Source organism: Streptomyces sp. HNM0574 (genome assembly GCF_012726235.1).
GTDB lineage: Bacteria > Actinomycetota > Actinomycetes > Streptomycetales > Streptomycetaceae > Streptomyces.
In genome coordinates, this window is sequence record NZ_JAASAH010000002.1 from 204,662 (window position 1) to 230,597 (window position 25,936).

28 protein-coding genes and 1 tRNA gene are annotated in these 25,936 nt (G+C 70.5%); 12 read left to right on the plus strand and 17 right to left on the minus strand.

The features are described 5' to 3' along the window. Position 1: 1 nt before the first annotated feature. The 3 genes from HCC30_RS04480 to HCC30_RS04490 all read left to right on the plus strand — a co-directional run bounded on the left by HCC30_RS04480 (position 2) and on the right by HCC30_RS04490 (position 2,635). Positions 2-1,243 (plus strand): putative T7SS-secreted protein, encoded by a 1,242-nt coding sequence (locus tag HCC30_RS04480; protein WP_169440678.1) that lies wholly within the window; start codon positions 2-4, stop codon positions 1,241-1,243. Positions 1,244-1,311: 68 nt separating this feature from the next. Beyond that, entirely contained in the window at positions 1,312-1,833 is a 522-nt protein-coding gene (locus tag HCC30_RS04485) for a hypothetical protein (RefSeq protein WP_169440679.1), read from the plus strand. A 118-nt stretch (positions 1,834-1,951) separates the two neighbouring features. Further along, the gene (locus HCC30_RS04490; RefSeq protein WP_169440680.1) at positions 1,952-2,635 is read left to right on the plus strand and encodes a hypothetical protein; all 684 of its coding nucleotides are present in this window, start codon (positions 1,952-1,954) and stop codon (positions 2,633-2,635) included. 7 nt (positions 2,636-2,642) lie between these two features. Here HCC30_RS04490 and HCC30_RS04495 read toward each other — a convergent pair whose 3' ends face one another. The 3 genes from HCC30_RS04495 to HCC30_RS04505 form a co-directional block, all read right to left on the minus strand. Next, positions 2,643-3,602, minus strand: coding sequence for an ATP-binding cassette domain-containing protein (locus HCC30_RS04495; RefSeq protein ID WP_169440681.1), 960 nt, complete (start codon positions 3,600-3,602; stop codon positions 2,643-2,645). Between the two features lie 134 nt (positions 3,603-3,736). Then, positions 3,737-4,501: an ABC transporter permease gene (locus HCC30_RS04500; RefSeq protein WP_169441389.1), complete on the minus strand. Its 765-nt coding sequence runs from the start codon at positions 4,499-4,501 to the stop codon at positions 3,737-3,739. Positions 4,502-4,619: 118 nt separating this feature from the next. Further along, positions 4,620-5,429 (minus strand): ABC-2 family transporter protein, encoded by an 810-nt coding sequence (locus HCC30_RS04505; protein WP_169440682.1) that lies wholly within the window; start codon positions 5,427-5,429, stop codon positions 4,620-4,622. 341 nt (positions 5,430-5,770) lie between these two features. Here HCC30_RS04505 and HCC30_RS04510 point away from each other — a divergent pair, with 341 nt between their 5' ends. Next, the gene (locus HCC30_RS04510; protein ID WP_169440683.1) at positions 5,771-8,110 is read left to right on the plus strand and encodes a transglycosylase domain-containing protein; all 2,340 of its coding nucleotides are present in this window, start codon (positions 5,771-5,773) and stop codon (positions 8,108-8,110) included. 73 nt (positions 8,111-8,183) lie between these two features. Here the strand turns inward: HCC30_RS04510 and HCC30_RS04515 are convergent, their stop codons facing one another. Together HCC30_RS04515 and HCC30_RS04520 are read right to left on the minus strand one after the other, a co-directional pair. Continuing rightward, on the minus strand, positions 8,184-8,486 hold the full coding sequence (locus HCC30_RS04515; protein ID WP_169441388.1) for a co-chaperone GroES: 303 nt from the start codon (positions 8,484-8,486) through the stop codon (positions 8,184-8,186). Between the two features lie 150 nt (positions 8,487-8,636). After that, a complete protein-coding gene (locus HCC30_RS04520; RefSeq protein ID WP_169440684.1) occupies positions 8,637-8,960 on the minus strand; it encodes a DUF3618 domain-containing protein in 324 nt (107 codons plus the stop codon). A gap of 172 nt (positions 8,961-9,132) precedes the next feature. Between HCC30_RS04520 and bcp the strand changes: the two genes are divergently transcribed. The 3 genes from bcp (at position 9,133) to HCC30_RS04535 (ending at position 11,538) form a co-directional block, all read left to right on the plus strand. Beyond that, positions 9,133-9,606 (plus strand): thioredoxin-dependent thiol peroxidase, encoded by a 474-nt coding sequence (bcp, locus tag HCC30_RS04525; RefSeq protein WP_169440685.1) that lies wholly within the window; start codon positions 9,133-9,135, stop codon positions 9,604-9,606. A gap of 149 nt (positions 9,607-9,755) precedes the next feature. Next, complete coding sequence (locus tag HCC30_RS04530; RefSeq protein WP_169440686.1) at positions 9,756-11,285, plus strand: MFS transporter; 1,530 nt, start codon at positions 9,756-9,758, stop codon at positions 11,283-11,285. Between the two features lie 168 nt (positions 11,286-11,453). Beyond that, positions 11,454-11,538, plus strand: a tRNA-Leu gene (locus tag HCC30_RS04535). A gap of 98 nt (positions 11,539-11,636) precedes the next feature. Here HCC30_RS04535 and rdgB read toward each other — a convergent pair. The 4 genes from rdgB to HCC30_RS04555 all read right to left on the minus strand — a co-directional run bounded on the left by rdgB (position 11,637) and on the right by HCC30_RS04555 (position 14,023). Next, a complete protein-coding gene (gene rdgB / locus HCC30_RS04540) occupies positions 11,637-12,281 on the minus strand; it encodes an RdgB/HAM1 family non-canonical purine NTP pyrophosphatase (protein WP_169440687.1) in 645 nt (214 codons plus the stop codon). 67 nt (positions 12,282-12,348) lie between these two features. Next, on the minus strand, positions 12,349-12,732 hold the full coding sequence (locus tag HCC30_RS04545) for a hypothetical protein (protein WP_169440688.1): 384 nt from the start codon (positions 12,730-12,732) through the stop codon (positions 12,349-12,351). A 145-nt stretch (positions 12,733-12,877) separates the two neighbouring features. Beyond that, positions 12,878-13,609: a ribonuclease PH gene (gene rph, locus HCC30_RS04550; RefSeq protein WP_169440689.1), complete on the minus strand. Its 732-nt coding sequence runs from the start codon at positions 13,607-13,609 to the stop codon at positions 12,878-12,880. Between the two features lie 180 nt (positions 13,610-13,789). After that, a complete protein-coding gene (locus tag HCC30_RS04555; protein WP_169440690.1) occupies positions 13,790-14,023 on the minus strand; it encodes a PTS glucose/sucrose transporter subunit IIB in 234 nt (77 codons plus the stop codon). A 248-nt stretch (positions 14,024-14,271) separates the two neighbouring features. Here HCC30_RS04555 and HCC30_RS04560 point away from each other — a divergent pair, with 248 nt between their 5' ends. Beyond that, positions 14,272-15,567, plus strand: coding sequence for a PTS transporter subunit EIIC (locus HCC30_RS04560; protein WP_346776490.1), 1,296 nt, complete (start codon positions 14,272-14,274; stop codon positions 15,565-15,567). A 357-nt stretch (positions 15,568-15,924) separates the two neighbouring features. Further along, positions 15,925-17,187: a PTS transporter subunit EIIC gene (locus tag HCC30_RS04565; protein ID WP_169440691.1), complete on the plus strand. Its 1,263-nt coding sequence runs from the start codon at positions 15,925-15,927 to the stop codon at positions 17,185-17,187. An 81-nt stretch (positions 17,188-17,268) separates the two neighbouring features. On the opposite strand, the gene HCC30_RS04570 is transcribed toward HCC30_RS04565, so the two are convergent. Further along, positions 17,269-18,030, minus strand: coding sequence for an MBL fold metallo-hydrolase (locus HCC30_RS04570; protein ID WP_169440692.1), 762 nt, complete (start codon positions 18,028-18,030; stop codon positions 17,269-17,271). Between the two features lie 201 nt (positions 18,031-18,231). Between HCC30_RS04570 and HCC30_RS04575 the strand changes: the two genes are divergently transcribed. After that, the gene (locus HCC30_RS04575; RefSeq protein WP_169440693.1) at positions 18,232-18,693 is read left to right on the plus strand and encodes a type II toxin-antitoxin system PemK/MazF family toxin; all 462 of its coding nucleotides are present in this window, start codon (positions 18,232-18,234) and stop codon (positions 18,691-18,693) included. A gap of 55 nt (positions 18,694-18,748) precedes the next feature. Here HCC30_RS04575 and HCC30_RS04580 read toward each other — a convergent pair whose 3' ends face one another. The 7 genes from HCC30_RS04580 to clpS form a co-directional block, all read right to left on the minus strand. Further along, positions 18,749-19,699, minus strand: a complete 951-nt coding sequence (locus HCC30_RS04580; RefSeq protein WP_169440694.1) for a cysteine synthase — start codon at positions 19,697-19,699, stop codon at positions 18,749-18,751. Next, positions 19,699-19,977 carry a MoaD/ThiS family protein gene (locus HCC30_RS04585; protein ID WP_169440695.1) on the minus strand — a complete coding sequence of 93 codons (279 nt, stop codon included), beginning with the start codon at positions 19,975-19,977 and terminating at the stop codon, positions 19,699-19,701. Before HCC30_RS04585 ends, HCC30_RS04580 begins: the two co-directional genes overlap by 1 nt. Positions 19,978-20,152: 175 nt before the next feature. Continuing rightward, the gene (locus HCC30_RS28960; protein WP_277347944.1) at positions 20,153-20,281 is read right to left on the minus strand and encodes a putative leader peptide; all 129 of its coding nucleotides are present in this window, start codon (positions 20,279-20,281) and stop codon (positions 20,153-20,155) included. Between the two features lie 72 nt (positions 20,282-20,353). Then, positions 20,354-20,779: a M67 family metallopeptidase gene (locus tag HCC30_RS04590; RefSeq protein ID WP_169440696.1), complete on the minus strand. Its 426-nt coding sequence runs from the start codon at positions 20,777-20,779 to the stop codon at positions 20,354-20,356. 171 nt (positions 20,780-20,950) lie between these two features. Beyond that, a complete protein-coding gene (locus HCC30_RS04595; protein WP_169440697.1) occupies positions 20,951-22,405 on the minus strand; it encodes an amino acid permease in 1,455 nt (484 codons plus the stop codon). A gap of 449 nt (positions 22,406-22,854) precedes the next feature. Next, the gene (locus tag HCC30_RS04600) at positions 22,855-23,454 is read right to left on the minus strand and encodes a DUF2017 domain-containing protein (protein ID WP_169440698.1); all 600 of its coding nucleotides are present in this window, start codon (positions 23,452-23,454) and stop codon (positions 22,855-22,857) included. Beyond that, positions 23,454-23,765, minus strand: a complete 312-nt coding sequence (gene clpS / locus HCC30_RS04605; protein WP_169440699.1) for an ATP-dependent Clp protease adapter ClpS — start codon at positions 23,763-23,765, stop codon at positions 23,454-23,456. Before clpS ends, HCC30_RS04600 begins: the two co-directional genes overlap by 1 nt. 123 nt (positions 23,766-23,888) lie before the next feature. On the opposite strand from clpS, the gene HCC30_RS04610 reads away from it, so the two are divergent. Both HCC30_RS04610 and HCC30_RS04615 read left to right on the plus strand, forming a co-directional pair. Next, positions 23,889-25,217: a nicotinate phosphoribosyltransferase gene (locus HCC30_RS04610; protein WP_169440700.1), complete on the plus strand. Its 1,329-nt coding sequence runs from the start codon at positions 23,889-23,891 to the stop codon at positions 25,215-25,217. Positions 25,218-25,301: 84 nt separating this feature from the next. Next, entirely contained in the window at positions 25,302-25,889 is a 588-nt protein-coding gene (locus tag HCC30_RS04615; protein ID WP_169440701.1) for a nicotinamidase, read from the plus strand. Positions 25,890-25,936 lie beyond the last annotated feature (47 nt).

Below are 25,936 nucleotides of genomic sequence, written 5' to 3' on the forward strand. Positions count from 1 at the left end.
GGTGCTGCAACTCGGTCAGACCCGGGACCCCAAGGCGCTGGTCCCGGGAGAGCCCTCGAAGCTGGACGCCACGGCAGACAAGCTCGACACGTACGCGGAAAAGCTCGACGGCATCGGGGACCGGCTCGGAGCCGTCCGCATCCCCGGCTGGACGGGCAAGGCCAGCGACGGGTTCTGGGACGACTTCTCGGGCCAGAAGAAGCGCTGGTACCGCGGCTCGGACTCGCTGGGCAAAACCGCCACCGCGCTCCGCGACTACGCCGGCACTCTCGAATGGGCCCAGACCCAGGCCGATGACGCGATCCGGAAGTTCGAGAAGGGCGACGAGGACGAGGCCACCTCGATCCTGAAGACGGCGCGCGAACGCGTCGAATCGGCAGGCGAGAGGGCGACCAAGAAGTTCGAGGCACAGGACGGCGGAGCGGGCGACGCCCCGGACTGGCTGTTCTGGTCTCAGGGGGCCGCGAGCAGTGAGGGCAAGACCTCCAAGGACGTCAAGCAGCAGGAATACGGTGGGCTGAACCCCAACAGGCCCAAAACCTGGGGTGATTTCAAGGACCTGTCTGCAAGGGACCGCGAGGAACTCCGGGATCAGACCAAGGGCAACGGCCCGGGCATCAGCGTGGCGGGCCCCTCGGTCAGCGGCAAAGCCAACGTCTGGGGTGAAGACGTCAAGGGACGCGGCGAGTTCGCGGGCGGCGACGTCTCCGGCAAAGCAGGCGTGGAACTGCTGGGCGTCGAGGGCCAGGCAGGCGTCGGGGCCCGCGACGGCAACGCCACGGCCAGCGCTTCGGCGAAGGCGTACCTGGCCCAGGCAACGGCGGAGGGCAAGTACGAGGCCGGCTATTTCGCCGCCTCCGGCAAGGCGAATGCCTCGGCGGCCGCGGAAGCGGCCGCCCAGGGCAGCATCGGCAAGGACGGAGTGCACGCCGAAGCCAGTGCCGCCGCGGTGGCCAGGGCCAGCGCGGAAGGGCACGCCGACGTCGCCGGAATCGGAGCCGGTGTCAAGGGCGAAGCCTGGGCCGGTGCCGGGGCGGAGGCCAAGTTCGACTCCGGTTTCAACGACGAAGGAAAGTTCGTCATCGGCGCCGAAGCCGGTATCGGTCTCGGCGTCGGCGCGAAGCTCGGCGGGTCGATCGAGATCGACCCGGGCAAGGTCTCCGATGCGGTCAGCGACGGCGTGGACGCGGTCGGGGACTTCGCCGGGGACGCCAAGGACACCGTCACCGGATGGTTCGACTGACCCGCGCCGGGGTGCTCCCGCCCCTTCCGCACACCGTCGTACGCCGTACCGCAAGGAGTTGATCCACCATGCCCGGCACACTGCCGGTGCCGATCGGCTGCGAGCTCCCGCAGGGCTGGCAGTCGGCGCCCCCGGACGAGGTCGGCGCCCCGAACGCCGCCTTCGTCGCACTGCACATGGCCTCCCGGGGCCAGGGCTTCATGCCGAACATCACGGTGACCGGACGTCCCCTCGAGGCCTCGGCGAGCCTGCGTTCGCTGGCCGACGCCTCGGTCGCCCGGCTGCGCGAGAACGTCGGCCCCGTCGAGATCGTCAAACGCACCGAGGTGGGCACCTCGGAGGTTCCGGGGCTCGTCGATCCCCCGGGAATCGTGCAGAACGTGCGGATCCAGGCCACCGTGAACGACCAGCCGATGGAGCTCGCACAGAGCCAGTTCCTGCTGGTGCTGGAGGACAAGCACCAGCAGAACGAGCGCGGCGAGATCGAGATCGCGCTGACGGCCGAGTTCAGCCGGCTGCACGAAGTGCTGGAGGACTTCCAGGACTTCCTCAGGACCGTCCGGCCGGCAGGTGCGGCACCGGCGGCCTGACGGCAGCGGTAGGTCCATGGGCCCCTGCACTGGGGCCCATGGAGCTGCCGCGCCCAGCGTGATTTCCCCAAGCCGACGCAGTTGGCGCGTCATAGGATCGATCGGAGATGGTGGTGGCATGGAAGCCGTGATCGTGCTGGTGTTCTTCGGGGTCGTGTACCTGGTCACCCGGAAGTACAGGGCCAAGCGTTCGGAGAGCCGGGGGCAAGGGCCTGAGGAGCTGAAAGCTCTGGCGGAGAGCCGGGGGTGGACCTATGAGAGGAATGTGCCCCGGCTGATCGACGAGTTCGGCGGCGCTGGTCCGCTGCCGGTGACGAAGGGCGTCGCGGGCGGGGATGTCGTCTCCGGGACACACCGCGGATCTCCCTTCCGGGCGTTCGAGCACTCGTGGTCCACGAGTTCCCCCACCTCCGCCGAGATCGGAGAGACGCACGCGGATCGGATCAACTGCCACTCGGTCTGGGCCATGGAACTGAACAGCCCCGCCCCGGAGATCCGCATCCTCAACCGCACCTGGCACCAAAAGCTCAAGCGCGGCACCCCGCTCACCACCGGCATCCCCCGCTTCGACGACAACTTCCACATCACCGCCGAGGACGAAGCGGCCGCCCGCACCCTCCTCCACGGCGACCTGGGCCAATTCCTCCTGAACGACGGCCGCTTCGGCGACCTGCAACTCGAAATCCGTGGCAACACCCTCATCACCTGGCGCACCAAGCACAAGCTCACCCCCGAAACCCTCGACGCCCCGCTGGACTTCCTCGCCGACGTCGTGGAGCACCTCCCCGCGCGCACCCCGTAGGGCGGCCTCACCGTCCCGCGTACATGCGGGCGATGACCTCCTCGATGTCCGGTTCGCGTACCGAGAGGTCGACCAGGGGGTAGTCGGCGGCGATCCGGGCGACGAGCGGGGCCGCGCTGGCGGAGGAGGGGAAGGCCAGCCACTGGCGGGGGCCCTGGGTGCGGACGGTGCGGGCGCCGTCGATGCCCTCGATGGGCGGGAGTTCGCGCTCCAGGTCGACCACGAGGGTGCGTTCGCTCTCGCCGATCTCGTGCAGGCCGCCGAGGGCACCGTCGTAGACCAGCCGCCCGTGGTCGATGACCATCACGCGCTCGCAGAGCTGCTCGATGTCGGTCAGGTCGTGCGTGGTGAGGAGGACGGTGGTGCCGCGTTCGGCGTTCAGTTCGCGCAGGAAGCGGCGGACCGTGGCCTTGGTGACGACGTCGAGGCCGATGGTCGGCTCGTCCAGGTAGAGGACCTCGGGGTCGTGCAGCAGCGCGGCCGTGATGTCGCCGCGCATCCGCTGGCCCAGCGACAGCTGCCGGACGGGGACGTCCAGCAGGCCGCCCAGGTCGAGCAGTTCGACGCAGCGGTCCAGGTTGGCGCGGAAGCGGGCCTCGGGGACGCGGTACATGCGGCGCACCAGCGCGTAGCTGTCGCGCAGCGGCAGGTCCCACCACAGCGTGGTGCGCTGGCCGAAGACGACGCCCATCCGCCGGGCCAGCAGGGCGCGTTGGCGGCTGGGGTCGAGTCCGGCGATGCGCAGCCGGCCGCCGCTGGGCGTGAGGATGCCGGTGAGCATCTTGATGGTGGTGGACTTGCCCGCGCCGTTGGGCCCGATGTAGCCGACCATCTCGCCGCGCGGCACCGTGAACGAGATCCCGTCCACGGCCCGCACCTCGTGCCGCTCCCGCCGCAGCAGCCCGGCCCGGCGGCGTACGGAGAAGACCTTCTCCACACCGTCCAGTTCGATGAACCCGTCACCCATCACGCGCGCTCTCCTTCCTGTCGTGAGTCCGCGCCCCGAAAGGGGCCCGGGGAACTGCGCGAACAAGCCCACACGCACCCGCGGCACACGGACTGCGCCCCCTCATCGGCCGCCCCCACCCCGCCGGACGGCGTTCAGCTCCCCGTGCTCCGGTACGCCCGCAGGCCCGCGCGCCACACCACGCCCGCCGCCGCGCAGCATCCGGCGGCGACCAGTGGGGCGGCGAAATCCAGCCATCCCGGCAGGCCCAGCGGGTCGTCCCGGCCCAGGATCCACAGCGCGGGCAGCCAGTTGACGAAGGCGAGGGGCACCACGAAGGTCACCCCGCGCACCAGGTCGGTGGCGAAGACCGTCGGCGGGTACTGGAGCAGGGTCACCCCGCCGTAGGTGAAGCTGTTCTGCACCTCGGCCGCGTCCTGCGTCCAGAACTGCACGGCGCCGCCGAGGACGAACAGCGCGCAGAAGATCACGGTCCCGCTGAGCAGCATCACGGGCAGCATGAGCAGCTTGGCGGCCGTCCAGTCGATCTCCAGCCGGGTCAGCGACCAGCCGAGCACCAGCCCGCTCTGGGTGATCCGCCCGAGCCGCCGCAGCGCGAACCGGTCGGCCGCCGCCTGCGCCAGGACGGGGACGGGACGCACCAGCAGCGTGTCCAGGCTGCCGTCGCGAATGCGGGCGCCGATCCGGTCGAAGCTGCCGAGCAGCAGGTCGGCGAGGCCGAAGGCGGTGCAGGCGACCCCGTACAGGAAGGCGACCTCGGGCAGCGAGAAGCCGCCGAGCGCGTCGACGTGCGAGAACATGATCATGATCGCGACGAAGTCGAGACAGGTCGTCACGAAGCTGCCCACGGCGAGCAGCAGGAACGAGGCCCGGTACGCCAGCGCGGAGCGCACCCACATGGCGACGACGAAGCCGTAGGCCCGTACGCCCCACAGCGCCCGCCCGGCCCACCCGGGCTCGCGCTCGCCGTCGTGGAGCCCCGACTCCCGTGCGGGCGCGGCCTCTTCGAGAGTCCCCTCAGCCACCCTGGACGACCACCTTCCGGGTCGCGAGCGCCTGGAGCGCCCGGCCTGCGGCGAACAGCGCCACGATCCACACCGCCTGGAAGGCCAGCGCCTCCAGCACCGCCCACCCGGGGTACTCGCCCAGCAGGACGTCCGCCGGCACCTGGAGCGTCGCCGCCCAGGGCAGTTGGCGTACGACCTCGCCGAAGGCGCCGGGGAAGACCGTGAGCGGCAGCAGCATCCCGGAGAAGAACATGCTCAGCAGGGTGCTCAGCATGTTCAGCCCCGTCCCGTCCAGCAGCCAGAAGGCGCTGAGCGCGAAGAGGTAGCGCAGCCCGAAGCCGGTGACGATGCCGAGCGCGGCCGACAGCAGGAACAGCGCCCAGTGCCAGGGCGAGGACGGCAGCGCGAGGTCGAAGACGAGGGCGCCGACGGCCATCGGCACGACGCCGCGGCCGAGCAGGTGGAAGGCGGCCCGGCCGAGGTCGGCGGCGAGCCACCAGAGCTGGAGGTCGGCGGGCCGGTACAGGTCGACGGCGACGTCTCCGCTCCGGATACGATCCTGGAGCTCCTCCTGGAACCCTCCGCCGATGAGTGCGGCCGCCGCCAGCAGCGCCTGCCCGGTCCAGACGAAGGTCAGCGCCTGCGACTGGTCGTATCCGCCCAGATGGGGGCGCTCGCTCCAGAGGGCGATGAAGGTGTAGGCGAGGATGAACCCGAAGGCGGTGTTGGTGAAGACGCCCGCCGCCGTGGCGGTCCGGTAGGTCGCGTAACGGCGGAAGCCACTGGCCGCTACCGCGAAATAGAGACGTAAACCACGCATCCTTTCGGGCTCCTTCCCCGTCTTCTCTCTAGCAGGACCAGTCGGAAACGGTCGGATTCGAAAAGCCGGGGGCCGCACGGCCCCGGAGCGAGTCCGGAGCACGGCAGAGCAGAGATCCGAGAACAGAACCGAAGCGAATCCGAAGCGAGGCAGCCTAGCCGGGGCCCCGAACGGGCAACCACCCATTATTCAGCGGCAGAAGTGACGCACGGTACGCGTCCGACCCGCCGTGAGCGGCCCGGACGGCAGGCCCGCACCCGACCCGGGTGCGGATGATGTGACAGTGTTTTATGGGGCGTACGACCGAATCGCCCGAGTCTGGACGAGGAGTCCCCGAAGACATGAGTGACGAGCCGAAAGGCGGCGACGAGGGCTGGGAGCCCCGGCCCGACCCCGCCGACGAGGCCACCGGGCGCCGCCGCACCGGACTGCGGCGGCTGATCCCCACCTGGCGGATGGTGCTGGGCGGGGTGCTGCTGGTGCTCCTCGTCCTCACCGGCGGGCTCATCGCGGGCTACCAGCTCGTCGACATCCCCTCGCCGAACGACGCAGCCCGCGCCCAGACGAACGTCTACCTCTACTCCGACGGCAGCCAGATCGCGCGGGACGGCGAGGTCAACCGGGAGAGCGTCAGCCTCTCGCAGATCCCGAAGACCACCCAGCACGCCGTCCTGGCCGCCGAGGACCGCGAGTTCTACCACGAGTCGGCCGTCGACCCGAAGGCCATGCTCCGCGCGGGCTGGAACATGCTCACCGGCGGAAGCAAGCAGTCCGGATCGACCATCACCCAGCAGTACGTGAAGAACTACTACCTGGGCCAGGAGCAGACGCTCACCCGCAAGGCCAAGGAATTCTTCATCGCGCTCAAGCTGGACAACGAGGTCAGCAAGGACGAGATCCTCCGCGGCTACCTCAACACCAGCTACTTCGGCCGCAACGCGTACGGCGTCCAGGCCGCCGCCCAGGCGTACTACGGCAAGGACGCCGTCGAGCTCTCCACCGCCGAGGGCGCCTACCTCGCCGCACTGGTCAACGCCCCCAGCGCCTACGACACCCGCGCCCACCCGGAGAACCGGGGCCGGGCCGTGGCCCGCTGGAACTACGTCCTGGACGGCATGGTGAAGGAGGGCTGGCTGAGCCAGTCCGACCGGGACGGCATGAAGTTCCCCGACCCGGACCCGGCCAAGCCGCCGACCGGTCTCTCCGGCGAGCGCGGCTATCTCGTCGAGGCCGTGAAGAACCACCTGATCGGCAACGACATCGTCGAGGAGCAGGACCTCGCCGCCGGCGGCTACCGCATCACCACGACGCTCGACCGCGACAAGCAGAAGGCCATGGCGAAGGCCGTCGACGACCGGCTGCTCTCCCAGCTCGACCCCGAGGCCCGCAAGGTCGACGAGCACGTCCGCACCGGCGGCGCCTCCGTCGACCCGCGGGACGGGAAGATCGTCGCGATGTACGGCGGCGAGGACTACACCAAGCAGTTCGTGAACATGGCCACCCGCCGGGCGTACCAGGTCGGTTCGACGTTCAAGCCGTTCATCTTCACCTCCGCGCTGCAGAACGGCTCGCAGACCCAGGACGGCCAGCCGATCACCGCCGACACCACCTACGACGGCACCAACAAGCGCGAGGTGGTGAACAACGGCCAGGGCACGGGCTACGCACCCGAGAACGAGGACCACAAGTCGTACGGCGAGATCCCCGTCTCCACCGCGATGGACAAGTCCGTGAACTCGGTCTTCGCCCAGATGGGCGTCGACGTCGGTCCGAAGACGGTCAAGCAGACCGCCATCGACCTCGGCCTCCCCGCCGGCACCCCGAACATGCCCGAGGACGGCTCCATCTCCCTCGGCGTCGCCACCGCCTCCCCGCTGGACATGGCCCAGGCGTACGGCACGCTCGCCAACCACGGCAGGCACGGCCCGTACACCATGGTCGAGAAGGTCACCCACGGCGGCGAGGCCGTCGACCTGCCCGAGACGACGCCCAAGCAGAAGGTCCCGCGCAGCGCGGCCGACTCCACCACCGCCGTGCTGGAGAGCGTCGTCGAGGGCGGCACCGGCACCGCCGCGCAGGCGGCCGGACGCCCCGCGGCCGGCAAGACCGGCACCGCCGAGGAGGACAAGGCCGCCTGGTTCGCGGGCTACACCCCCGAACTCGCCACCGTGATCAGCGTGATGGGCCAGGACACCGACACCGGCGCGCAGAAGCCGCTGTACGGCGCCGCCGGACAGCCCCGCGTCAACGGCGGCGGCTTCCCCGCGCAGATCTGGGCGGACTACACCCGGGAGGCGCTGGAGGGCGAGCCCGTCACCCAGTTCGAGCTGGAGACCGGCGGCAACGCGCAGGTCCCCAGCTCCCCCGGCACGGAGAGCCCCGGCACCGAGCCGCCGAGCTCGGAGGAGCCGACCACCGAGCCCCCGCCCAGCAGCGAGGAGCCGACCACCCCGCCCGGCACCGAGCCCCCGCCCACCGACGAGCCGACCGGCCCGCCGCCCACCTCGGGCCCGGGCATCCCGCCCACGGGCGGCGTCGAGGGCGGCACCACCGGCGGCGATCCGGGCGGCGGCGACCAGGGCGGTACGACCGGCGGCCCGGGCGGCGAGGACGGCGGCACCACCGGTGATCCGGGCGGTGGCGGCTGGGACGGCGGCACCGCCCAGGGCCCGTACCCGTAAACCGGACCGCGCCTCTGCGCATGCGAACGGCCCGCCCACCGCGAGGAGCGGTGGGCGGGCCGTTCGGCTGCCGTCAGAGGTACAGGCCCGTGGAGTCCTCGGAGCCCTGGATGCGCTCGGCGGCGACCGCGTGCAGATCGCGCTCCCGCATCAGCACGTAGGCCACGCCGCGGACCTCGACCTCGGCCAGGTCCTCCGGGTCGTACAGCACCCGGTCCCCCGCCTCCACCGTCCGCACGCTCTGGCCGACGGCGACGACCTCGGCCCAGGCGAGCCGGCGCCCGACGGCGGCGGTCGCGGGGATGACGATGCCGCCCGAGGAGCGGCGCTCGCCGTCCTCGCCGTCGGTGCTCACGAGCACACGGTCGTGCAGCATCCGGATGGGCAGCTTGTCGTGGTGCGCGGCACTGGCGGCCGCACCGGCCTGGTGGGTGGACGTCTCGGAACTCACGGCTAGACGGTAACCCAGCCCGCCCGCGCCCCGTCCCGGAGCCGTCCGTTCCGGAACGGCCGTCCGCGCGCCCCGCTACTTCCGGTCGCGGCGGGAGGAGAGCAGGCACAGGCCGCCGATCACGACGGCGGCCGCGACCGCGGTGGGGACGACCCGTTCCATGCGCGGGGCTCCGTCCTCACCGACGAACTGGGACCGTACGTCCGAGATCGCGCGGTTCGCCGCGACGTAGGCCCGTCCGGCCGTCCGGTCGACCGCGGCCCTGGCCTTGGCCTTGGCGTCGTCGGCGATGGTCTTGGGATGGACGCGTACGGCGATCTCGTCCAGCGCGACGGCCAGCTCCTGCCGCCTGCGGACGATGTCCGCCTCGATGTCCGCGGGGGTCCTTGCTTCCGGCACCGCGCTGCCTCCGTCGCTGTCACTCGTACTCGTGCGTCACACCTGGCTGCCGGACAGTCTGTCAGCTCGTCGCCCCGCTCGCCCCACGCCACCCCCGGCAGACGGCCTCCGGCTAGGCTCGGGCGACGACCCTTGTCCTTAAGCCCTCCCTTTCCCAAGGAGCACAGCGCCGATGAGCGAGCGACTGCAACCCGGTGACGCGGCACCCGACTTCACCCTCTCCGACGCGGACGGCAACGACGTTTCCCTCGCGGCGCACAAGGGCCGCAAGGTGATCGTGTACTTCTACCCCGCTGCGCTTACCCCGGGATGCACAAAACAAGCCTGCGACTTCACGGACAATCTGGAGCTGCTCGCCGGAGCCGGTTATGACGTGATCGGCGTTTCCCCGGACAAGCCGGAGAAGCTGGCGAAGTTCCGGGAGACGGAGGACCTGAAGGTCACCCTGGTCTCGGACCCGGACAAGGCCACGATGCAGGCTTACGGCGCCTTCGGCGAGAAGAAGCTCTACGGCAAGACCGTCACCGGCGTCATCCGCTCGACCGTCATCGTCGGCGAGGACGGAAAGGTGGAGCACGCGTTCTACAACGTGAAGGCCACCGGACACGTCGCGAAGCTCATCAAGGACCTCAAGCTCGGGGCCTGAGAGGGCTTCGCGAGCTCCCGAGAGGGCCTGAACGGAGAATTCCGCCCGGCGAATTCGACTGTCATCCCAACGCAGTTGGGGACAATCCGCCCGGGTGGACCGGGGTGGGGCGTGCAACGGGGTCACGGTGTGCGGTACAGATTGAACGCATGACTACCGAGGCCCCGGCCCCCGATCCGGATGCCGTCAAACGGCACCGACTCCTCTACCGGGCCATAAAACGCAGAACACAGCCCAAGATCCGACGCAGCGACATCACCGTCACCGACGAGGCGACCGTCCGCCGCGCCACCAAGGCAGCCGCACTCGGCAATGCCATGGAATGGTTCGACTTCGGCATCTTCGCGTACCTCGTCGTGACCATCGGCCACGTCTTCTTCCCCGGTGAGGGAGCGACGCAGCTGCTGGCCGCGTTCACCACGTTCGCGGCCTCGTTCCTCGTCCGGCCGCTCGGCGGGCTCTTCTTCGGACCACTCGGCGACCGCATCGGCCGCAAGAAGGTCCTGGCCCTGACCATGATCCTGATGGCGGTCGGCACCTTCTGCATCGGCCTGCTGCCCGGCTACGCCTCGATCGGCATCGCCGCGCCGATCCTGCTGCTCGTGTGCCGCATGGTGCAGGGCTTCTCCACCGGTGGTGAATACGGCGGAGCGGCCACGTTCATCGCGGAATACGCGCCGGACAAGAAGCGCGGATTCTTCGGCAGTTACCTGGAGTTCGGCACCCTCGCCGGCTACACCGGTGCCGCGGGTCTGATCCTCGTCCTGAACACCACTCTGGGCACCGAGGCGATGGAGTCCTGGGGCTGGCGCATCCCCTTCCTCATCGGCGGGCCGATCGGCCTGGTCGGTCTCTACCTGCGGATGAAGCTGGAGGAGACTCCGGCCTTCCAGAAACTCGCCGCGGAACAGGCCGCGAAGCCCAAGCAGAACGAGAAGCCGCAGGCCGGCGAGAACGGCGAGGAGACCGCGCCCGTCGCGGCCGAACACGCCCCGCAGCAGGAGTTCAAGACGATCTTCGCCAAGCAGTGGCGGACCCTGCTGATCTGCATCGGACTCGTCGCGGCGTACAACATCTGCCACTACATGCTGACCTCGTACATGCCCGCCTACCTCACCGAGGAACTGGGCTACGAGAACTCCATGGAACTCATCGCCGCCATCATCGCCATGGTCGCGATGATGCTCGTCATCCACCGGGTCGGCCGGCTCAGCGACCGGCGGGGACGCAAGCCCGTTCTGATGGCGGGAATGGCCGGATTCCTGCTGCTGACGGTGCCCGCTTTCTGGCTGTTCCAGCAGGGCAGTTTCGTGTTCGTGCTGCTCGGCCTGATGATTCTCGGCGCCTGCCTGGTCTGCCTGCTCGGCGCGATGTCCGCGACGCTGCCCGCGCTGTTCCCCACCAACGTGCGCTACGGCGGCCTCTCCATCGGCTACAACATCGCCGTCTCGATCTTCGGCGGTACGGCGCCCACGGTGATGACGTACCTGGTCAACACCACCGGCGACAGCATGGCCCCCGCGTACTACGTCTCGGCGGCCGGCCTGGTCGGCATGATCACCGTGCTCTGCCTCAAGGAGACGGCGCAGCAGCCGCTGGCCGGTTCGCCGCCCGCCGTCGCCACCCAGCAGGAGGCGGAGGACATGGCCAGGGCCCAGAAGCCGGAACCCACCTTCTAGGCGGGCCCGGCGGCGGGCCGCCCCGTGTTCCTCGTCGGCCCGGACGGGCCCGGCGACGAGGGGCGCGGGGCCGCCCGCTGAGGGTGCGTCACCCGTGGCCGGTAGCTGTCGTCCTGGCACCACGTCGGATGCCCCTCGCCCGTCCGGGCGGATACGATGGCCCGGCACGCGGCGGTGGCGCAGCAGGCGACGCAGCTGGTTTAGGTCCAGTGGCCCGTGACAGGGCTTGAGGGTTCGAATCCCTTCCGCCGCACAGCACGAAGCCGGGCGGCCGCATCGAGGAGCGGCCACCCGGCTTCTCGCTGTTCCGGGGGCCTGCCGCCGGTCAACGGGGCCCGCGGGAGGGGCGGTTCAGTCGAGGACCTCGCGCAGCACGGGCACCAGCGCGCGGAAGGCCCTGCCGCGGTGGCTGATGGCGTTCTTCTCCTCGGGCGAGAGCTCGGCGGCCGTACGGGTCTCGCCCTCGGGCTGGAGGATCGGGTCGTAGCCGAACCCGCCGTCGCCGGACGGCTCGTGGCGCAGGGTGCCGGGCATCCGGCCCTCGACGACGCGTTCCGTGCCGTCGGGCAGGGCGAGCGCGGCGGCGCAGGCGAAGTGGGCCGAGCGGTGCTCCTCGGCGATGTCGGCGAGCTGGGCCAGCAGCAGTTCGAGGTTGGCGCGGTCGACGTTGCTGTCGCCGGGCCGGACGAAGTCGCCGTGCCGGCCGGACCAGCGGGCCGAGAAGATGCCGGGCGCCCCGCCGAGCACGTCGACGCAGAGCCCTGAGTCGTCGGCGATGGCGGGCAGGCCGGTGGCGCGGGCGAGGGCGTGGGCCTTCAGGAGCGCGTTCTCGGCGAAGGTCACCCCGGTCTCCTTGACCTCGGGGACCTCGGGGTAGGCGTCGGCGCCGACGAGTTCGAAGCCGAGGTCGGCCTCGGCGAGGATCGCGCGGAGTTCGCCGACCTTGTGCGCGTTGCGGGTGGCGAGGATCAGGCGCTGGGGGCTGGAGCTGCTCATGCGCCCGATTATCCAGCCCGGCGCCGCCCCGCCCGGTGCCGGGCGGGGCTCGGACGGGCAGGCCTGGTCAGCCCGGGGTGCAGACCTTGGTCAGCTCGTCGGCCGCGTCCCCGACGGGCGCGAACTTGACGGGCTTGCCCTCCTCGACGGACTGCTGGGCGTCGCCGACGGCCTGGTTGAGGTCGTCCACGGCCTTGTTGACGTCGGCGTCGCCGGTGCTCTCCCCGATCTTGTCGAGGTTCTTGTCGATCTTGTCGAGCGATTCCTTCGCCTGGGTCGGGTCCTCCCCGGCCTGGCCGACGGCCTGCTGGAGATCGTCGGCCGCCTCGGCGACCGTGACGGCCGTGTTGGCGCAGTCGAGCGCCTTGTCGACGGCGCCGCAGCCCGTCACCGCGAAAGCGGCGAGCGCGGCGGAACTGGCGGCGGTGATGAGCGCGGTACGGCGTCGCACGGGCAGAGCCCCTCTTCTCGTGTCCGTCCCCCCGTGGCCCCGGTGGGCCGCGTGGCCGGGCCGCACGGCATGACCCGTGCGGCCCGTACTCGGTGAGACGCGTAAAGCGCGCGCAAAGTTTCGCCCTGGAGCGAGATATCCGGAGTTATTTTCCGAGCGCCTGCCGCTGCGCCCCGTCGAGCTGGGCGCAGCCCTTGGCGGCGAGGTCGAGCAGCGCGTCCAGTTCCTCGCGCGCGAAGGGCTGGCCCTCGGCGGTGCCCTGGACCTCGACGAAGCGGCCGTCACCGGTGCAGACCACGTTCATGTCGGTCTCGGCGCGGACGTCCTCCTCGTAGCACAGGTCGAGCAGCGGGGTGCCGTCCGTGCCGACGATGCCGACGCTGACGGCGGAGACGGTGCCGGTCAGCGGCTGGTTCTTGGCCTTGATCAGCTTCTTCTCCTGACCCCAGGCCACGGCGTCGGCCAGCGCGACGTACGCGCCGGTGATCGCCGCCGTCCTGGTGCCGCCGTCGGCCTGAAGGACGTCGCAGTCGAGGACGATGGTGTTCTCGCCCAGCGCCTTGAAGTCGACGACGGCGCGCAGCGAGCGCCCGATGAGACGGGAGATCTCGTGGGTGCGTCCGCCGATCTTGCCGCGTACGGACTCGCGGTCGCCGCGGGTGTTGGTGGCGCGGGGCAGCATGGCGTACTCGCCGGTGACCCAGCCCTCGCCGCTGCCCTTGCGCCAGCGGGGCACGCCCTCGGTGACGCTGGCGGTGCACAGGACCTTGGTGTCGCCGAAGGAGATCAGCACGGAGCCCTCGGCGTGCTTGCTCCAGCCGCGTTCGATGGAGACGGGGCGCAACTGGTCGGCCGTACGGCCGTCGATACGAGACATGGGGGCGAGCCTAGAGCCTGTCCGGCTCCTCGCGCCGACGAGGGGGTGCCCCTGTCCGTACGTCCCCGGCCGCGGGTGCGTGGTGGTTGATCGCGCAGTTCCCCGCGCCCCTTCCGGGCTCATGGTGAAGGGCCCGGTCCCCCTCCGGGGACCGGGCCCTTCACCATGAGCCGGTGGGGCTCACATCATGTCTTCGATCTCCCCGGCGATGGGGTCGGCGTCGGTGCCGATGACGACCTGCACGGCCGTACCCATCTTGACGACGCCGTGCGCGCCCGCGGCCTTGAGCGCGGCCTCGTCCACCAGCGCCGGGTCCTCGACCTCGGTGCGGAGGCGGGTGATGCAGCCCTCGACCTCGCTGATGTTCTCCAGGCCGCCGAGCCCGGCGACGATCTTCTCAGCCTTGCTGGCCATGTCTCTCTCCTGATGTCTCGGCCCACTGAAGTGGGGCGGGCGTGTGCGGGGCGTGCCCCATGTTTCCGGAGGAGTGCCCACGTTCGGCCCAGCTTTGCGGGCGGGTGCCCGTGGACTGGCGAATGATGGCGTCACCCGGCGCTCCGGGACGACCCGGCGCGCGTCCGTACCTCGCGAGAGGTCTACACCAGTATGCGCCAAGCGGTGGGAGTCGGCGCCCACGGGTCCGACGGTCGGGAGGAGTTGCGGTGAGTTCCAGTGCAGCGGCCGTGCCGCAGGGGAAGAAGCGCCGGGCGGCGTTCTTCCAGGGGCTGCAGAAGATGGGCCGCAGCCTCCAGCTGCCCATCGCCGTCCTCCCCGCCGCCGGCATCCTCAACCGCCTCGGCCAGGCCGACGTCTTCGGCGAGGAGGGGCTCGGCTGGGACAACGTCGCGAAGGTCTTCCTCGGCGCCGGCGGCGCGCTCCTCGACTCGGCGCTCGGACTGCCGCTGCTGTTCTGCGTCGGCGTGGCGATCGGGATGGCGAAGAAGGCGGACGGCTCGACGGCGCTGGCCGCCGTCGCCGGGTTCCTCGTGTACTACAACATCCTCCAGCAGTTCCCCGAGTGCCCCTCCGGGATGACCTTCACGGACAAGACGTGCCTGGGCGAGAACGGGGAGACGGAGCTGCCCACGTTCCAGAACCCGGGCGTGTTCGGCGGCATCATCATGGGTCTGCTGGCGGCCTGGTTCTGGCAGCGCTTCCACCGCGTGAAGCTCGTCGACTGGCTGGGCTTCTTCAACGGACGCCGGCTCGTCCCGATCATCATGGCGTTCGTCGCGCTGGCCTTCGCCTGCCTGTGCCAGTGGGTGTGGCCGCCGGTCGGCCAGGCGCTGGTGGACTTCAGCAAGTGGCTGACGGATCTGGGCTCGTGGGGCTCGGGCATCTTCGGCGTCGCGAACCGGGCGCTGATCCCGATCGGCCTGCACCAGTTCCTGAACACCTTCATGTGGTTCCAGTTCGGCAGCTACACCAAGCCGGACGGCGAGGTCGTGCACGGTGACATCAACCGCTTCCTGGCGGGCGACCCGGACGCGGGCCAGTTCCTCACCGGGTTCTTCCCGATCATGATGTTCGCGCTGCCGGCCGCCGCGCTGGCGATCACGCACTGCGCGCGGCCCGAGCGCCGGAAGGTCGTCGGCGGTCTGATGCTGTCCACGGCGCTGACGTCCTTCGTGACCGGCGTGACCGAGCCGATCGAGTTCTCCTTCCTCTTCGTCGCCCCGCTGCTGTACGTGCTGCACGTGGTCCTCACCGGCGTCTCGATGGCGGTGACCTGGGCGTTCGGGGTGCACGACGGCTTCAGCTTCTCGGCCGGACTGATCGACTACGTCATCAACTGGGGCCTGGCGACGAAGCCGTGGCTGATCATCCCGATCGGACTGTGCTTCGCGGCGGTCTACTACGCCGTCTTCCGCTTCGCCATCGTCAAGTTCGATCTGAAGACGCCGGGCCGCGAGCCGGAAGAGGTCGCCGAGGAGATCGAGAAGGACAACACCAAGTGACGGCCCACGGCTGACCGCCGGGCTCCCCGTACCGCTCCGCCCCCGCACCACCGGCCCTCCGGTGCGGGGGCGGCGGCGTGCGTGGCGGGCGTCAAGCGGCCCCGTACTCAGGGGAGTTGCGGGCCGGTGATTGCGGCGCTTTCGTCCCGGCTTGGCACCCGCATCCGGGCCGTCATCCGGACAACGGGGACAAACGGAAATCGACTATTCCTCAGCCCCCGGCCGCCGTGCTAATAATGGTCTAAACCACTACTGGCTCAGACCTCGCGGCCGCACGGCCGTACGGAGCCGCCGCCTCCCTCCCGGTCCCCACTGGATCGCTGCCCCTGGCGGCTTCATGTCCCCTGGAGGAAGTTGATGTCCACGGCAACCGCCGACGACAAGCCAAGCCGCGGCTCCGCCGTCATGGCGACGGCGCAGCGGATCGGCCGCAGCCTGATGCTGCCGATCGCCACGCTGCCCGCCGCGGCGCTGATGGTGCGGCTGGGTCAGGACGACATGCTGGGCCGGGCGAACTTCCCGGCCTTCCTGAACCGCATAGCCGAGTTCCTCGCGGCCGGCGGCAGCGCGCTGCTCGACAACATGCCGCTGCTGTTCGCCGTCGGTATCGCCGTCGGCTTCGCGAAGAAGGCGGACGGCTCGACCGGCCTCGCGGCCGTCGTCGGCTACCTCGTCTTCAAGAACGTGCTCGGCACCTTCACCGACGGCAGCATGCCGAAGGTCGAGGAGGTCCAGGACGGGAAGATCGTCCAGGTGGCGCCGCCCGTCGACGCGGGGGTGCTCGGCGGCGTCGTGATCGGCATCGTCGTCGCCCTGCTCTACCAGCGGTACAGCCGCAAGAAGCTGCCCGACTGGCTCGGCTTCTTCGGCGGCCGCCGTCTGGTGCCGATCGTCTCCGCGTTCGCGAGCCTGCTGATCGGTATCGCCTTCGGCTACATCTGGCCGGTGCTCGGCACGGGTCTGCACAACTTCGGTGAGTGGCTGGTCGGTTCGGGCTCCGTCGGCGCCGGCATCTACGGTGTGGCCAACCGCGCGCTGATCCCCGTCGGCATGCACCACCTGCTCAACTCCTTCCCCTGGTTCCAGGCCGGCGAGTACGAGGGCAAGCACGGCGACATCGCGCGCTTCCTGGCCGGTGACCCCACGGCCGGACAGTTCATGACCGGCTTCTTCCCGATCATGATGTTCGCGCTGCCCGCCGCCTGCCTCGCGATCTACCACTGCGCCCGCCCCGAGCGCCGCAAGGTCGTCGGCGGCATGATGCTCTCGCTCGCGCTGACCGCCTTCGTCACCGGCGTCACCGAGCCGATCGAGTTCACCTTCATGTTCCTCGCGCCGGTGCTGTACGGCATCCACGCGGTGCTGACCGGTGTCTCCATGGCCCTGACCTGGGCACTCGGCATGAAGGACGGCTTCGGCTTCTCCGCCGGCGCGATCGACTTCGTGCTCAACCTCGGCATCGCCACCAAGCCGTGGCTCCTGGTCCTGGTCGGCCTCTGCTTCGCGGCGGTGTACTACGTGCTCTTCCGCTTCGCGATCACCAAGTTCAACATCCCGACGCCGGGCCGCGAGTCCGACGAGGAGATCGAGGCCGAGGACAAGGCCCAGTTCAAGAGCTGATCCCCGCGCACACGACGAAGGCGCCCGGAACCCTTGGCGGTTCCGGGCGCCTTCGTCCTGCTTCCGGCGTACCGGGGTCGTTCAGATCTCGTACACGCCTGCCGGGCGGGCGAGTTCGACCGGTCCGCCGAACACGTCCTTGGCGTCCCGCAGGTTGATCTGCGGGTCCGTCCACGGGGGTACGTGGGTGAGCACCAGACGTCCGGTGCCCGCGCGCCGGGCGCACTCGCCGGCCTCGCGGCCGGTCAGGTGCAGGTCCGGGATGTCCTCCTTGCCGTGCGTGAAGGACGCCTCGCACAGGAAGAGGTCCGCGCCGGTGGCCAGCTCGTCCAGCGCGGCGCTCGGCCCGGTGTCTCCCGAGTAGACGAGCACCTTGCCGCTCTCCCGGTGCTCGACCCGGAACGCGTACGCGGTGACCGGGTGCGCCACCTCCACCGCGCGGACCGCGAACGGGCCGAGGTCGAAACGGGAGGTGCGCGAGAGGTCGTGGAAGTCGAAGACCTCGCTCATCGCGCTGTCCGAGGGGGTGTCCCCGTAGGCCACGGTCAGCCGCCGCTCGGTGCCCTCCGGACCGTAGACCGGGATCCTGCCGCACCGTCCGCCCTCGTGCCGGTAGTAACGGGCGACGAAGTACGCGCACATGTCGACGCAGTGGTCGGAGTGCAGGTGGCTCAGGGCCACGGCGTCCAGGTCGTACAGCCCGCAGTGCCGCTGCAGCTCACCGAGCGCGCCGTTGCCCATGTCGAGGAGCAGCCGGTACCCGTCGGCCTCGACGAGGTAGCTCGAACAGGCCGAGTCCGCGGAGGGGAACGACCCGGAACAGCCGACGACGGTGAGCTTCATGGAGCGGGAACCTCCGTTGGCGGCCGGGGTGGATACCCCTTGCCGGGGCGAGGGGCGGGACCATCGAGCGTAAGCCGCGGCGGGCCGGGTGACTCCCCGGGAGCGCTGTGGTGTGGGCGGAATCACCGAGCCGGGGTACCGTCGGCAATCCGTGATCTTGGGGAGAGCAACCAGGACGGAAGCAGGCAGGAGGCAGCAGCGGTGGACACCTTGTGGTGGCTGGCCCTGGGCGCCGTCGTGGTACTCGCGCTGGTCGCGGCGCTCATCGACGGGCGGGGCCGGCTGGGCCCGCGCCGCCCCTCCGCACGGGTACGCCGCCGCTCCCCCGCCGGCCTCGCACCCGGCGCCGGGCCGCTGCCCGGTGAGATCTGGTGGGCCGAGGTGCCGTACGAGGACGGGCCCGGCAGCAAGGACCGGCCCTGCCTGGTGCTCTCGGTGGGCCGGGACGGCGCCCGCGTCGCGAAGATCACCAGCCGGCGGGCCGAGGACGAGCGGCCCGGCGTCCTCGCGCTTCCGCCCGGTGCGGTGGACGACGCGCGGGGGCGGCAGAGCTTCCTGGAGACGGACGAGCTGCGGCAGGTCTCGCTGAGGGGCTTCCGGCGCCGCGCGGGCGAGGTGGACGCCGAGCTCTGGGACCGGGTGCGCGAGCTCACGGAGGGGTGAGGGGCGCCGCGCGCAGTTCCCCGCGCCCCTGAGGCGGGGCGCGGGGTTCGCGGGGTCAGGCCCAGAGCTGGCCGTGGAGGGCCTCGACGGCCTCCTCGGTGGAACGGGCCGTGTAGATGCCCGTCGAGAGGTACTTCCAGCCGCCGTCCGCGACGACGAACACCACGTCGGCGCTCTCGCCCGCGCGCTGTGCCTTGCGGGCGACGCCAAGTGCCGCGTGCAGCGCGGCTCCTGTGGAGACTCCCGCGAAGATGCCCTCCTGCTCCAGGAGTTCACGGGTGCGGGTGATCGCGTCCTCGGAGCCCACCGAGAACCGCGTGGTGAGGACGGACTCGTCGTACAGCTCGGGCACGAAGCCCTCGTCGAGGTTCCGCAGGCCGTAGACGACGTCGTCGTAGCGCGGCTCGGCGGCGACGACCGCGACCCCGGGACGGTGCTCACGCAGGTACCGGCCGACGCCCATGAGGGTGCCCGTGGTGCCGAGCCCGGCGACGAAGTGCGTCACGGAGGGCAGGTCGGCGAGGATCTCGGGCCCGGTCGTGGCGTAGTGGGCACCCGCGTTGTCGGGGTTGCCGTACTGGTAGAGCATCACCCAGTCCGGGTGCTCGGCCGAGAGCTCCTTCGCGACCCGCACCGCGGTGTTCGAACCGCCCGCCGCGGGCGAGGAGATGATCTCCGCGCCCCACATGGCGAGCAGTTGGCGCCGCTCCTCGCTGGTGTTCTCCGGCATGACGCAGACGATCCGGTAGCCCTTGAGCTTCGCGGCCATCGCCAGCGAGATGCCGGTGTTGCCCGAGGTCGGCTCCAGGATCGTGCAGCCCGGGGTGAGCCGCCCGTCCTTCTCCGCCTGCTCGATCATGTGCAGCGCGGGCCGGTCCTTCACGGAGCCGGTGGGGTTGCGGTCCTCCAGCTTCGCCCAGACCCGGACGTCCTCGGACGGCGAAAGCCGTGGGAGACGCACCAGCGGGGTGTTTCCCACGGCTTCCAGCGGACTGTCGTAGCGCATCAGCGCATGCCTCCGGCGACGGCCGGAAGGATGGTGACGCTGTCGCCGTCGCTGAGCCGGGTGGAGATGCCGTCGAGGAAGCGCACGTCCTCGTCGTTCAGGTAGACGTTCACGAAGCGGCGCAGCTTGTCGCCTTCGACGAGGCGGTTCTCGATGCCGTTGTGGCGGCTCTCCAGGTCGGCGAAGAGCTCGCCGATGGTGCCGCCCTGGCCCTCCACGGCCTTCTGGCCGTCGGTGTAGGTGCGGAGGATGGTCGGGATGCGGACCTCGATGGCCATGGGTGAACTCCTGTCGGAGGGAGGGAAGCGTGCGTGATCGGACGTACGCGCGAGATGCGTGGCCCGCGCGGGTTCGCGGGGGTGCGGGGCCCGTTACGGGACGGCTCGTCCGGCGTCGCGCGTCCGGGCGGTGGCCCGGAACGGGGCATGCCGGAAGGCGGGACCGGGGCGGCCGTCAGGCCGGGTTCGCCGCGCCGCGGGGACAGATGGCGCTGGCGAGGCGGCACAGGTCGACGTGCAGGCGCCCCACGAGCAGCAGCGTGCCCGGGGTCTTCGTGTCAGCGCTCACGTCGTGGACAACCATGGGTTCATCGTATCGATTCCCCGTGCGGCGTCCGGGTCTCGGGTTCACGATGCGGACGATTCCGTCTCGCGGTCAGTAATTCGCGACGATGTGGACGTCTTCTTCGCTGATCTCGCCGTCCACGATGCGGAACGACCGGAAGGAGAACGGCCCTTCGTCGTTGCCGCACTCGCTGGTGGAGACGAGCACGTAGTGCGCGCCGGGCTCGTTGGCGTAGGTCACATCGGTGCGCGAGGGGTACGCCTCGGTCGCGGTGTGCGAGTGGTAGATGACGACCGGCTCCTCGTCGTTGTCGTCCATCTCGCGGTAGAGCTTCAGCAGGTCGGCCGAGTCGAACTCGTAGAAGGTCGGCGACCGGGCCGCGTTCAGCATCGGGATGAAGCGCTCGGGGCGGCCCTCGCCGACGGGCCCCGCGATCACGCCGCAGGCTTCGTCGGGGTGGTCCTGACGGGCGTGCGCGACGATCTTGTCGTGGAGCTCCTGGGAAATGGTCAGCATGGCCGCAAGGATAAGCAGACCTCCGGCGCCCGAATCAGGGTCTGTCCGGCCAGCGGTCGTTGATTGTCCACGCCTCGGACAACGGGCCCGCGTACCACCGTCCGGGAACGCCGCGGGGCCCGTGCGTACCCCGGTGGGTACGGACGGGCCCCGCGGGCGTCAACCGCCGGTTCAGGCAGAGGTCTTGGTGAACGTCTCCGGGTTGCGTGCCTTGATCACGAAGTACGAGACGGTCAGGATCGCCGCCCAGACCGGTGCCCCGTAGAGCGAGACCCTGGACTCGGCGTCGAAGCCCATGAGCACGACCACCATGGCGATGAAGGCCAGCGCGATCCAGCTGGTCCAGGGGGCGCCGGGGGCGCGGAAGCTGGACACCGGCAGTTCGCCGCGGTCGGACTTGGCCCGGTAGACGAGCTGCGAGCACAGGATCATCGCCCAGGCCCACATGCCGGAGATCGTCGCGAAGGACACCACGAGGTCGAACGCCTCGGAGGGCCACTCGTAGTTGATCCAGACGCCGACCATCATCAGCGCGACCGAGAAGGACGTGCCGACCAGCGGCAGCCCGTTCCGGGTCAGCTTCGTGAACATCTTCGGGCCCTGGCCGTTGAGCGCCAGGTCCCGCAGCATCCGGCCGGTGGAGTACATGCCGGAGTTGCAGGAGGAGAGCGCCGCGGTCAGCACGACGAAGTTGACGATGCCGGCGCCGAACGGCAGCCCGATCTTCTGGAAGGCGGCGACGAACGGGCTGGTGCCCGGCTCGAAGACGGTCCAGGAGACGACGGACAGGATGATGATCAGCGAGCCGATGTAGAAGAGCGCGATGCGCCACGGCACGGTCTTGATCGCGCGCGGCAGATTCTTCTCCGGGTCGACGGACTCACCGGCGGTGACGCCGACGAGTTCGACCGCGAGGAAGGAGAACATCACGATCTGCAGCGTCATCAGCGTGCCGCCGACGCCGTTCGGGAAGAATCCGCCGTCCGCCCAGAGATGGGTGAAGGAGGCGGTCGGCCCGGCGTCGGAGAAGCCGAGCGTGATCACGCCGAGGCCGATCAGAATCATGCCGATGATCGCGGTCACCTTGACCGCCGAGAACCAGAATTCCAGCTCACCGAAGAGCTTCACGGATATCAGGTTCGCGCCGTAGAGGATCAGCGTGAAGACGAGGGCCGACACCCATTGCGGGATGGACGGCCACCAGTGCTGCATGTACGTCGCCGCCGCCGTGACCTCGGTGATGCCGGTGATCACCCAGAACAGCCAGTACGTCCAGCCCGTCACGAAACCCCAGTAGGGACCGAGGAATTCACGGGCGTACGTCGAGAACGAACCGGAGACGGGCCGGTACATGAGCAGTTCGCCCAGGGCCCGCATGATCGCGTAAATGACGAGCCCGGCGAGGGCGTACGCCAGGATGACGCTGGGCCCGGCCTTTGTGATGGATTTTCCCGCGCCGAGGAAGAGGCCCGTCCCGATGGCACCGCCGATGGCGATCATCTGGATCTGCCGGGCACCCAGTCCTCGCTGATAGCCCTGTTCCTCGGATTCCCCGTTCATTTCCGGGGCTGCTGTCCCCGGGGCACCGTCCGACGGACGGTGTTCTCCGACCTGCTGCGAGGTCATGTGTGGTGCGCCTTTCTCCATTCCGACCCGGTCTGTCCGGATCGGGTCCCGATCCCCCCGGATGGAGTTGTGCATACCGACGGTCGGCCGGCCAGCGCCGTCGTGCTGCGACAGGGGTGGTGTCGGCACGACAGAACGGCCAGGTTTATCACGAATGGCGGAATCTGCCAGGGCCCCGGGTCGCCGCATAACGGACATCGGGCCCCGGAGTGCGCAAAGTCACGACGGTCGTGATGCTTTCGTTAACCGGTCTTTGCCGTCCGTATAACGAACAGCTGTCACCGCGTCACAACCGTGCGTGAAGACGGCGGAATGCGGTCACGACGCGGCGCCGACGGCGCCGGAAGGCAGAGAAACGGGACGAGAGCGGCCGTTCGACGGGGGAGATTACCGGCCACCCCGCCCGGATGGCGAGACGCGTGCGGGCACCCGTCACACAGCGGGACGGGTCAGGGAATCAGCGTCTCGACGAGGGTCTCCTGGAGCCCGCCGAGCCAGAGGTACGCCATGACCATCGGCTTGCGGGAGTCGGAGTCGGGGAGCCGGTAGAGCTCGTCGTCATCGTCGTCGCTGACCCCGAGCCGGGTGCCGATGGCGAGCCGGAGGTCGTTGAGCGCCGTCAGCCACTGGTGCGACTGCTCGGACGTGAGCGTGAGCACCGCGCCCCGGTCGCCCGCGGGCGTGAGCGAGTCCAGCGCGCGCACCACGGCGAGGCCGTTCTCGCGCTTGCCCGCGCGCAGGTCGTTCTCGGTGTAGCGGCGGAACTCGGAGGACGCGCTGAGCGCCTCCCCGTCCTCGTTCCCCGGGCCCGCCGCGGGACCCTCGCCGTACGCGTCCGGGAAGAGCCGGGCCAGCACCGGGTCGGACGGGGGCTCGCTCGGGCCCTCGGCGAACAGCGCGGCCAGCGGGTCCTCGCCCTCGGCTGGCTCGGGTCCTGGACCGATGAGCTCCAGGAGCTGGACGGCGAGGCTGCGCAGGATCGAGATCTCGACCTCGTCCAGCGCGATCGCCGCTCCGCCGTCGCCCGTCGCCTCGAAGTGCCCCGCCATCAGCGGTCCTGCTGAAGGGTCGCCCACAGGCCGTAGCCGTGCATGGCCTGGACGTCGCGTTCCATCTCCTCGCGACTGCCGGTGGAGACGACCGCGCGGCCCTTGTGGTGGACGTCCAGCATCAGCTTCTTGGCCTTGTCCTTCGAGTAGCCGAAATACGCCTGGAACACGTAGGTCACGTAGCTCATGAGATTGACCGGGTCGTTGTGGACGATCGTCGCCCAGGGCACGTCCGGCTCGGGAACCTCCACGGGTTCCTCGGCGGACTCCAGGCGTTCCATCTCAGAGGGCGCGACACTCACAGGTCCCATGCTGCCACCACCGGTGGCACGTCGCGCAAACGGCCCGGACCGTACGGCGGCACGCGCCCCGGTGCCGCGGCCGCCCACCCCGAATATCGTCAACTTGACGAGATCTGGGGTACGCTCATCCGTATGAACACAGGCGACACGGGACTGCCGGTGGACGTGCCCTCCACGGCGCTCTTCACCGACCAGTACGAGCTCACGATGCTGCAGGCCGCGCTGCGCGGGGGCACCGCGGGCCGGGCCTCGGTCTTCGAGGTCTTCACCCGGCGGCTGCCCAACGGCCGCCGCTACGGGGTGGTCGGCGGCACCGGGCGGGTGCTCGACGCCGTCGAGAACTTCCGCTTCGACGCGCAGATCCTGGGCTTCCTCCGCGCGCAGGGCATCGTCGACGAACCCACCCTGGAGTGGCTGGCCGACTACCGCTTCGGCGGCGACATCTACGGCTACCCGGAGGGCGAGGTCTACTTCCCCGGCTCGCCGATCCTGCGCGTCGAGGGCAGCTTCGCCGACTGCGTGCTGCTGGAGACGGTCATCCTGTCGATCCTCAACCACGACTCCGCCGTCGCCGCCGCAGCCTCCCGCATGGCGCACGCGGCCGGGGGCCGCCCGCTGATGGAGATGGGCGCCCGGCGCACCCACGAGCTCTCCGCCGTCGCCGCCTCCCGCGCCGCCTACGTCGGCGGCTTCGCCACCACCTCCGACCTCGCCGCCGGCTACCGCTACGGCATCCCCACCGTCGGCACCAGCGCGCACGCGTTCACCCTGCTCCACGACAGCGAGCGGGACGCCTTCACCGCGCAGGTCGACTCGCTGGGCGGCGGCACCACCCTGCTCGTCGACACCTTCGACGTCACCGAGGCCGTCCGCACCGCCGTCGAGGTCGCGGGCCCCGACCTCGGCGCCGTCCGGATCGACTCCGGCGACCTGCTGCTCCTCGCCCACCGGGTGCGCCAGCAGCTGGACGAACTCGGCGCGCACGGCACGAAGATCGTGGTGACCAGCGACCTGGACGAGTACGCCATCGCCTCGCTCGCCGCCGCGCCCGTCGACGCGTACGGCGTCGGCACCCAGCTGGTGACCGGCAGCGGGCACCCGACCTGCTCGATGGTCTACAAGCTCGTCGCCCGCGCCCGCTCGGACGAGCCCGGGGCGCCGCTGGAGTCGGTGGCCAAGAAGTCGATGGGCGGCAAGCTGTCCGTGGGCGGCGCCAAGTGGGCCGCGCGGCGGGTGGACGCGGACGGCGTCGCCGAGGCGGAGGTCGTCGGCACGGGCCCCGTGCCGGACGAACTCACCTCGCGGCAGCTGCTGGTGGAGCTCGTGCGCGGCGGGGAGATCGTCGGCCGCGAGCCGCTGGAGGCGGCGCGCGACCGGCACGCGCGCGCCCTCGCGGGCCTGCCCATGTCGGCGACGCAGCTCTCCCGCGGGGAGCCGGTGCTGCCGACGGAGTATGCCTGAGGGGACGCGCGGGTACTCAGGCGTCGAACGCCGGACCGACCGAGAACCACCACCGAGATCCCTCACCGCCGAAGGGCGCGCGCCATGCACCGGGCACTGATCGTCGTAGACGTGCAGAACGACTTCTGTGAAGGCGGCTCCATGGCCGTCACGGGCGGGGCCGAGGTCGCCGCCGAGATCACCGAGCTGATCGGCGACGCCTCCGCCGGGTACCGCCATGTCGTCGCGACCCGCGACCGCCACATCGACCCCGGGGAGCACTTCGCCGCCGAGCCGGACTTCGTGCGCTCCTGGCCGCCGCACTGCGTCGCGGGGACCGAAGGCGTGGGATTCCACCCGAACTTCGCGCCGGTCATCACCGCGGGCGCGGTCGACGCGGTCTTCGACAAGGGCGCGTACACGGCCGCGTACAGCGGCTTCGAGGGCACGGACGAGTCGGGCACCCCGCTCGCCGAGTGGCTGCGCCGGCACGACGTGCAGGAGGTCGACGTGGTCGGCATCGCCACCGACCACTGCGTACGCGAGACGGCGCTGGACGCCGTACGCGAGGGCTTCCGCACCCACGTCCTGCTCTCGCTCACGGCGGGCGTCGCGGAGGAGACGACGCGGCGGGCGCTGGAGCAGTTCGCCGAGGCCGGGGTCCGGACCTCGGGCACCCCGGCGACGGGCTGAGGCGGACCGGACGACGCAGCGGCGCCCCGGACGGATCGGACCGTCCG

Bases quoted from the DNA above. Each gene is read 5' to 3' on its own strand.
- HCC30_RS04590 (WP_169440696.1), bottom strand. From the start codon at position 20,779: ATGCTGACCATTTCCCAGGAGCTCCACGACAAGATCGTCGCGCACGCC.
- HCC30_RS04570 (WP_169440692.1), bottom strand. From the start codon at position 18,030: ATGAAGCTCACCGTCGTCGGCTGTTCCGGGTCGTTCCCCTCCGCGGAC.
- HCC30_RS04495 (WP_169440681.1), bottom strand. From the start codon at position 3,602: ATGGGTGACGGGTTCATCGAACTGGACGGTGTGGAGAAGGTCTTCTCC.
- HCC30_RS04580 (WP_169440694.1), bottom strand. From the start codon at position 19,699: ATGCGCTACGACAGTCCGCTGGAAGCCGTGGGAAACACCCCGCTGGTG.
- HCC30_RS04530 (WP_169440686.1), top strand. From the start codon at position 9,756: ATGACTACCGAGGCCCCGGCCCCCGATCCGGATGCCGTCAAACGGCAC.
- rph (WP_169440689.1), bottom strand. From the start codon at position 13,609: ATGTCTCGTATCGACGGCCGTACGGCCGACCAGTTGCGCCCCGTCTCC.
- HCC30_RS04565 (WP_169440691.1), top strand. From the start codon at position 15,925: ATGTCCACGGCAACCGCCGACGACAAGCCAAGCCGCGGCTCCGCCGTC.
- HCC30_RS04610 (WP_169440700.1), top strand. From the start codon at position 23,889: ATGAACACAGGCGACACGGGACTGCCGGTGGACGTGCCCTCCACGGCG.
- HCC30_RS04515 (WP_169441388.1), bottom strand. From the start codon at position 8,486: ATGCTGCACGACCGTGTGCTCGTGAGCACCGACGGCGAGGACGGCGAG.
- HCC30_RS04555 (WP_169440690.1), bottom strand. From the start codon at position 14,023: ATGGCCAGCAAGGCTGAGAAGATCGTCGCCGGGCTCGGCGGCCTGGAG.
- HCC30_RS04505 (WP_169440682.1), bottom strand. From the start codon at position 5,429: ATGCGTGGTTTACGTCTCTATTTCGCGGTAGCGGCCAGTGGCTTCCGC.
- HCC30_RS04500 (WP_169441389.1), bottom strand. From the start codon at position 4,501: ATGTGGGTGCGCTCCGCGCTGGCGTACCGGGCCTCGTTCCTGCTGCTC.
- HCC30_RS04585 (WP_169440695.1), bottom strand. From the start codon at position 19,977: ATGGCCATCGAGGTCCGCATCCCGACCATCCTCCGCACCTACACCGAC.
- HCC30_RS04600 (WP_169440698.1), bottom strand. From the start codon at position 23,454: ATGGCGGGGCACTTCGAGGCGACGGGCGACGGCGGAGCGGCGATCGCG.
- HCC30_RS04510 (WP_169440683.1), top strand. From the start codon at position 5,771: ATGAGTGACGAGCCGAAAGGCGGCGACGAGGGCTGGGAGCCCCGGCCC.
- HCC30_RS28960 (WP_277347944.1), bottom strand. From the start codon at position 20,281: ATGGTTGTCCACGACGTGAGCGCTGACACGAAGACCCCGGGCACGCTG.
- bcp (WP_169440685.1), top strand. From the start codon at position 9,133: ATGAGCGAGCGACTGCAACCCGGTGACGCGGCACCCGACTTCACCCTC.
- HCC30_RS04490 (WP_169440680.1), top strand. From the start codon at position 1,952: ATGGAAGCCGTGATCGTGCTGGTGTTCTTCGGGGTCGTGTACCTGGTC.
- HCC30_RS04595 (WP_169440697.1), bottom strand. From the start codon at position 22,405: ATGACCTCGCAGCAGGTCGGAGAACACCGTCCGTCGGACGGTGCCCCG.
- HCC30_RS04615 (WP_169440701.1), top strand. From the start codon at position 25,302: ATGCACCGGGCACTGATCGTCGTAGACGTGCAGAACGACTTCTGTGAA.
- rdgB (WP_169440687.1), bottom strand. From the start codon at position 12,281: ATGAGCAGCTCCAGCCCCCAGCGCCTGATCCTCGCCACCCGCAACGCG.
- clpS (WP_169440699.1), bottom strand. From the start codon at position 23,765: ATGGGACCTGTGAGTGTCGCGCCCTCTGAGATGGAACGCCTGGAGTCC.
- HCC30_RS04485 (WP_169440679.1), top strand. From the start codon at position 1,312: ATGCCCGGCACACTGCCGGTGCCGATCGGCTGCGAGCTCCCGCAGGGC.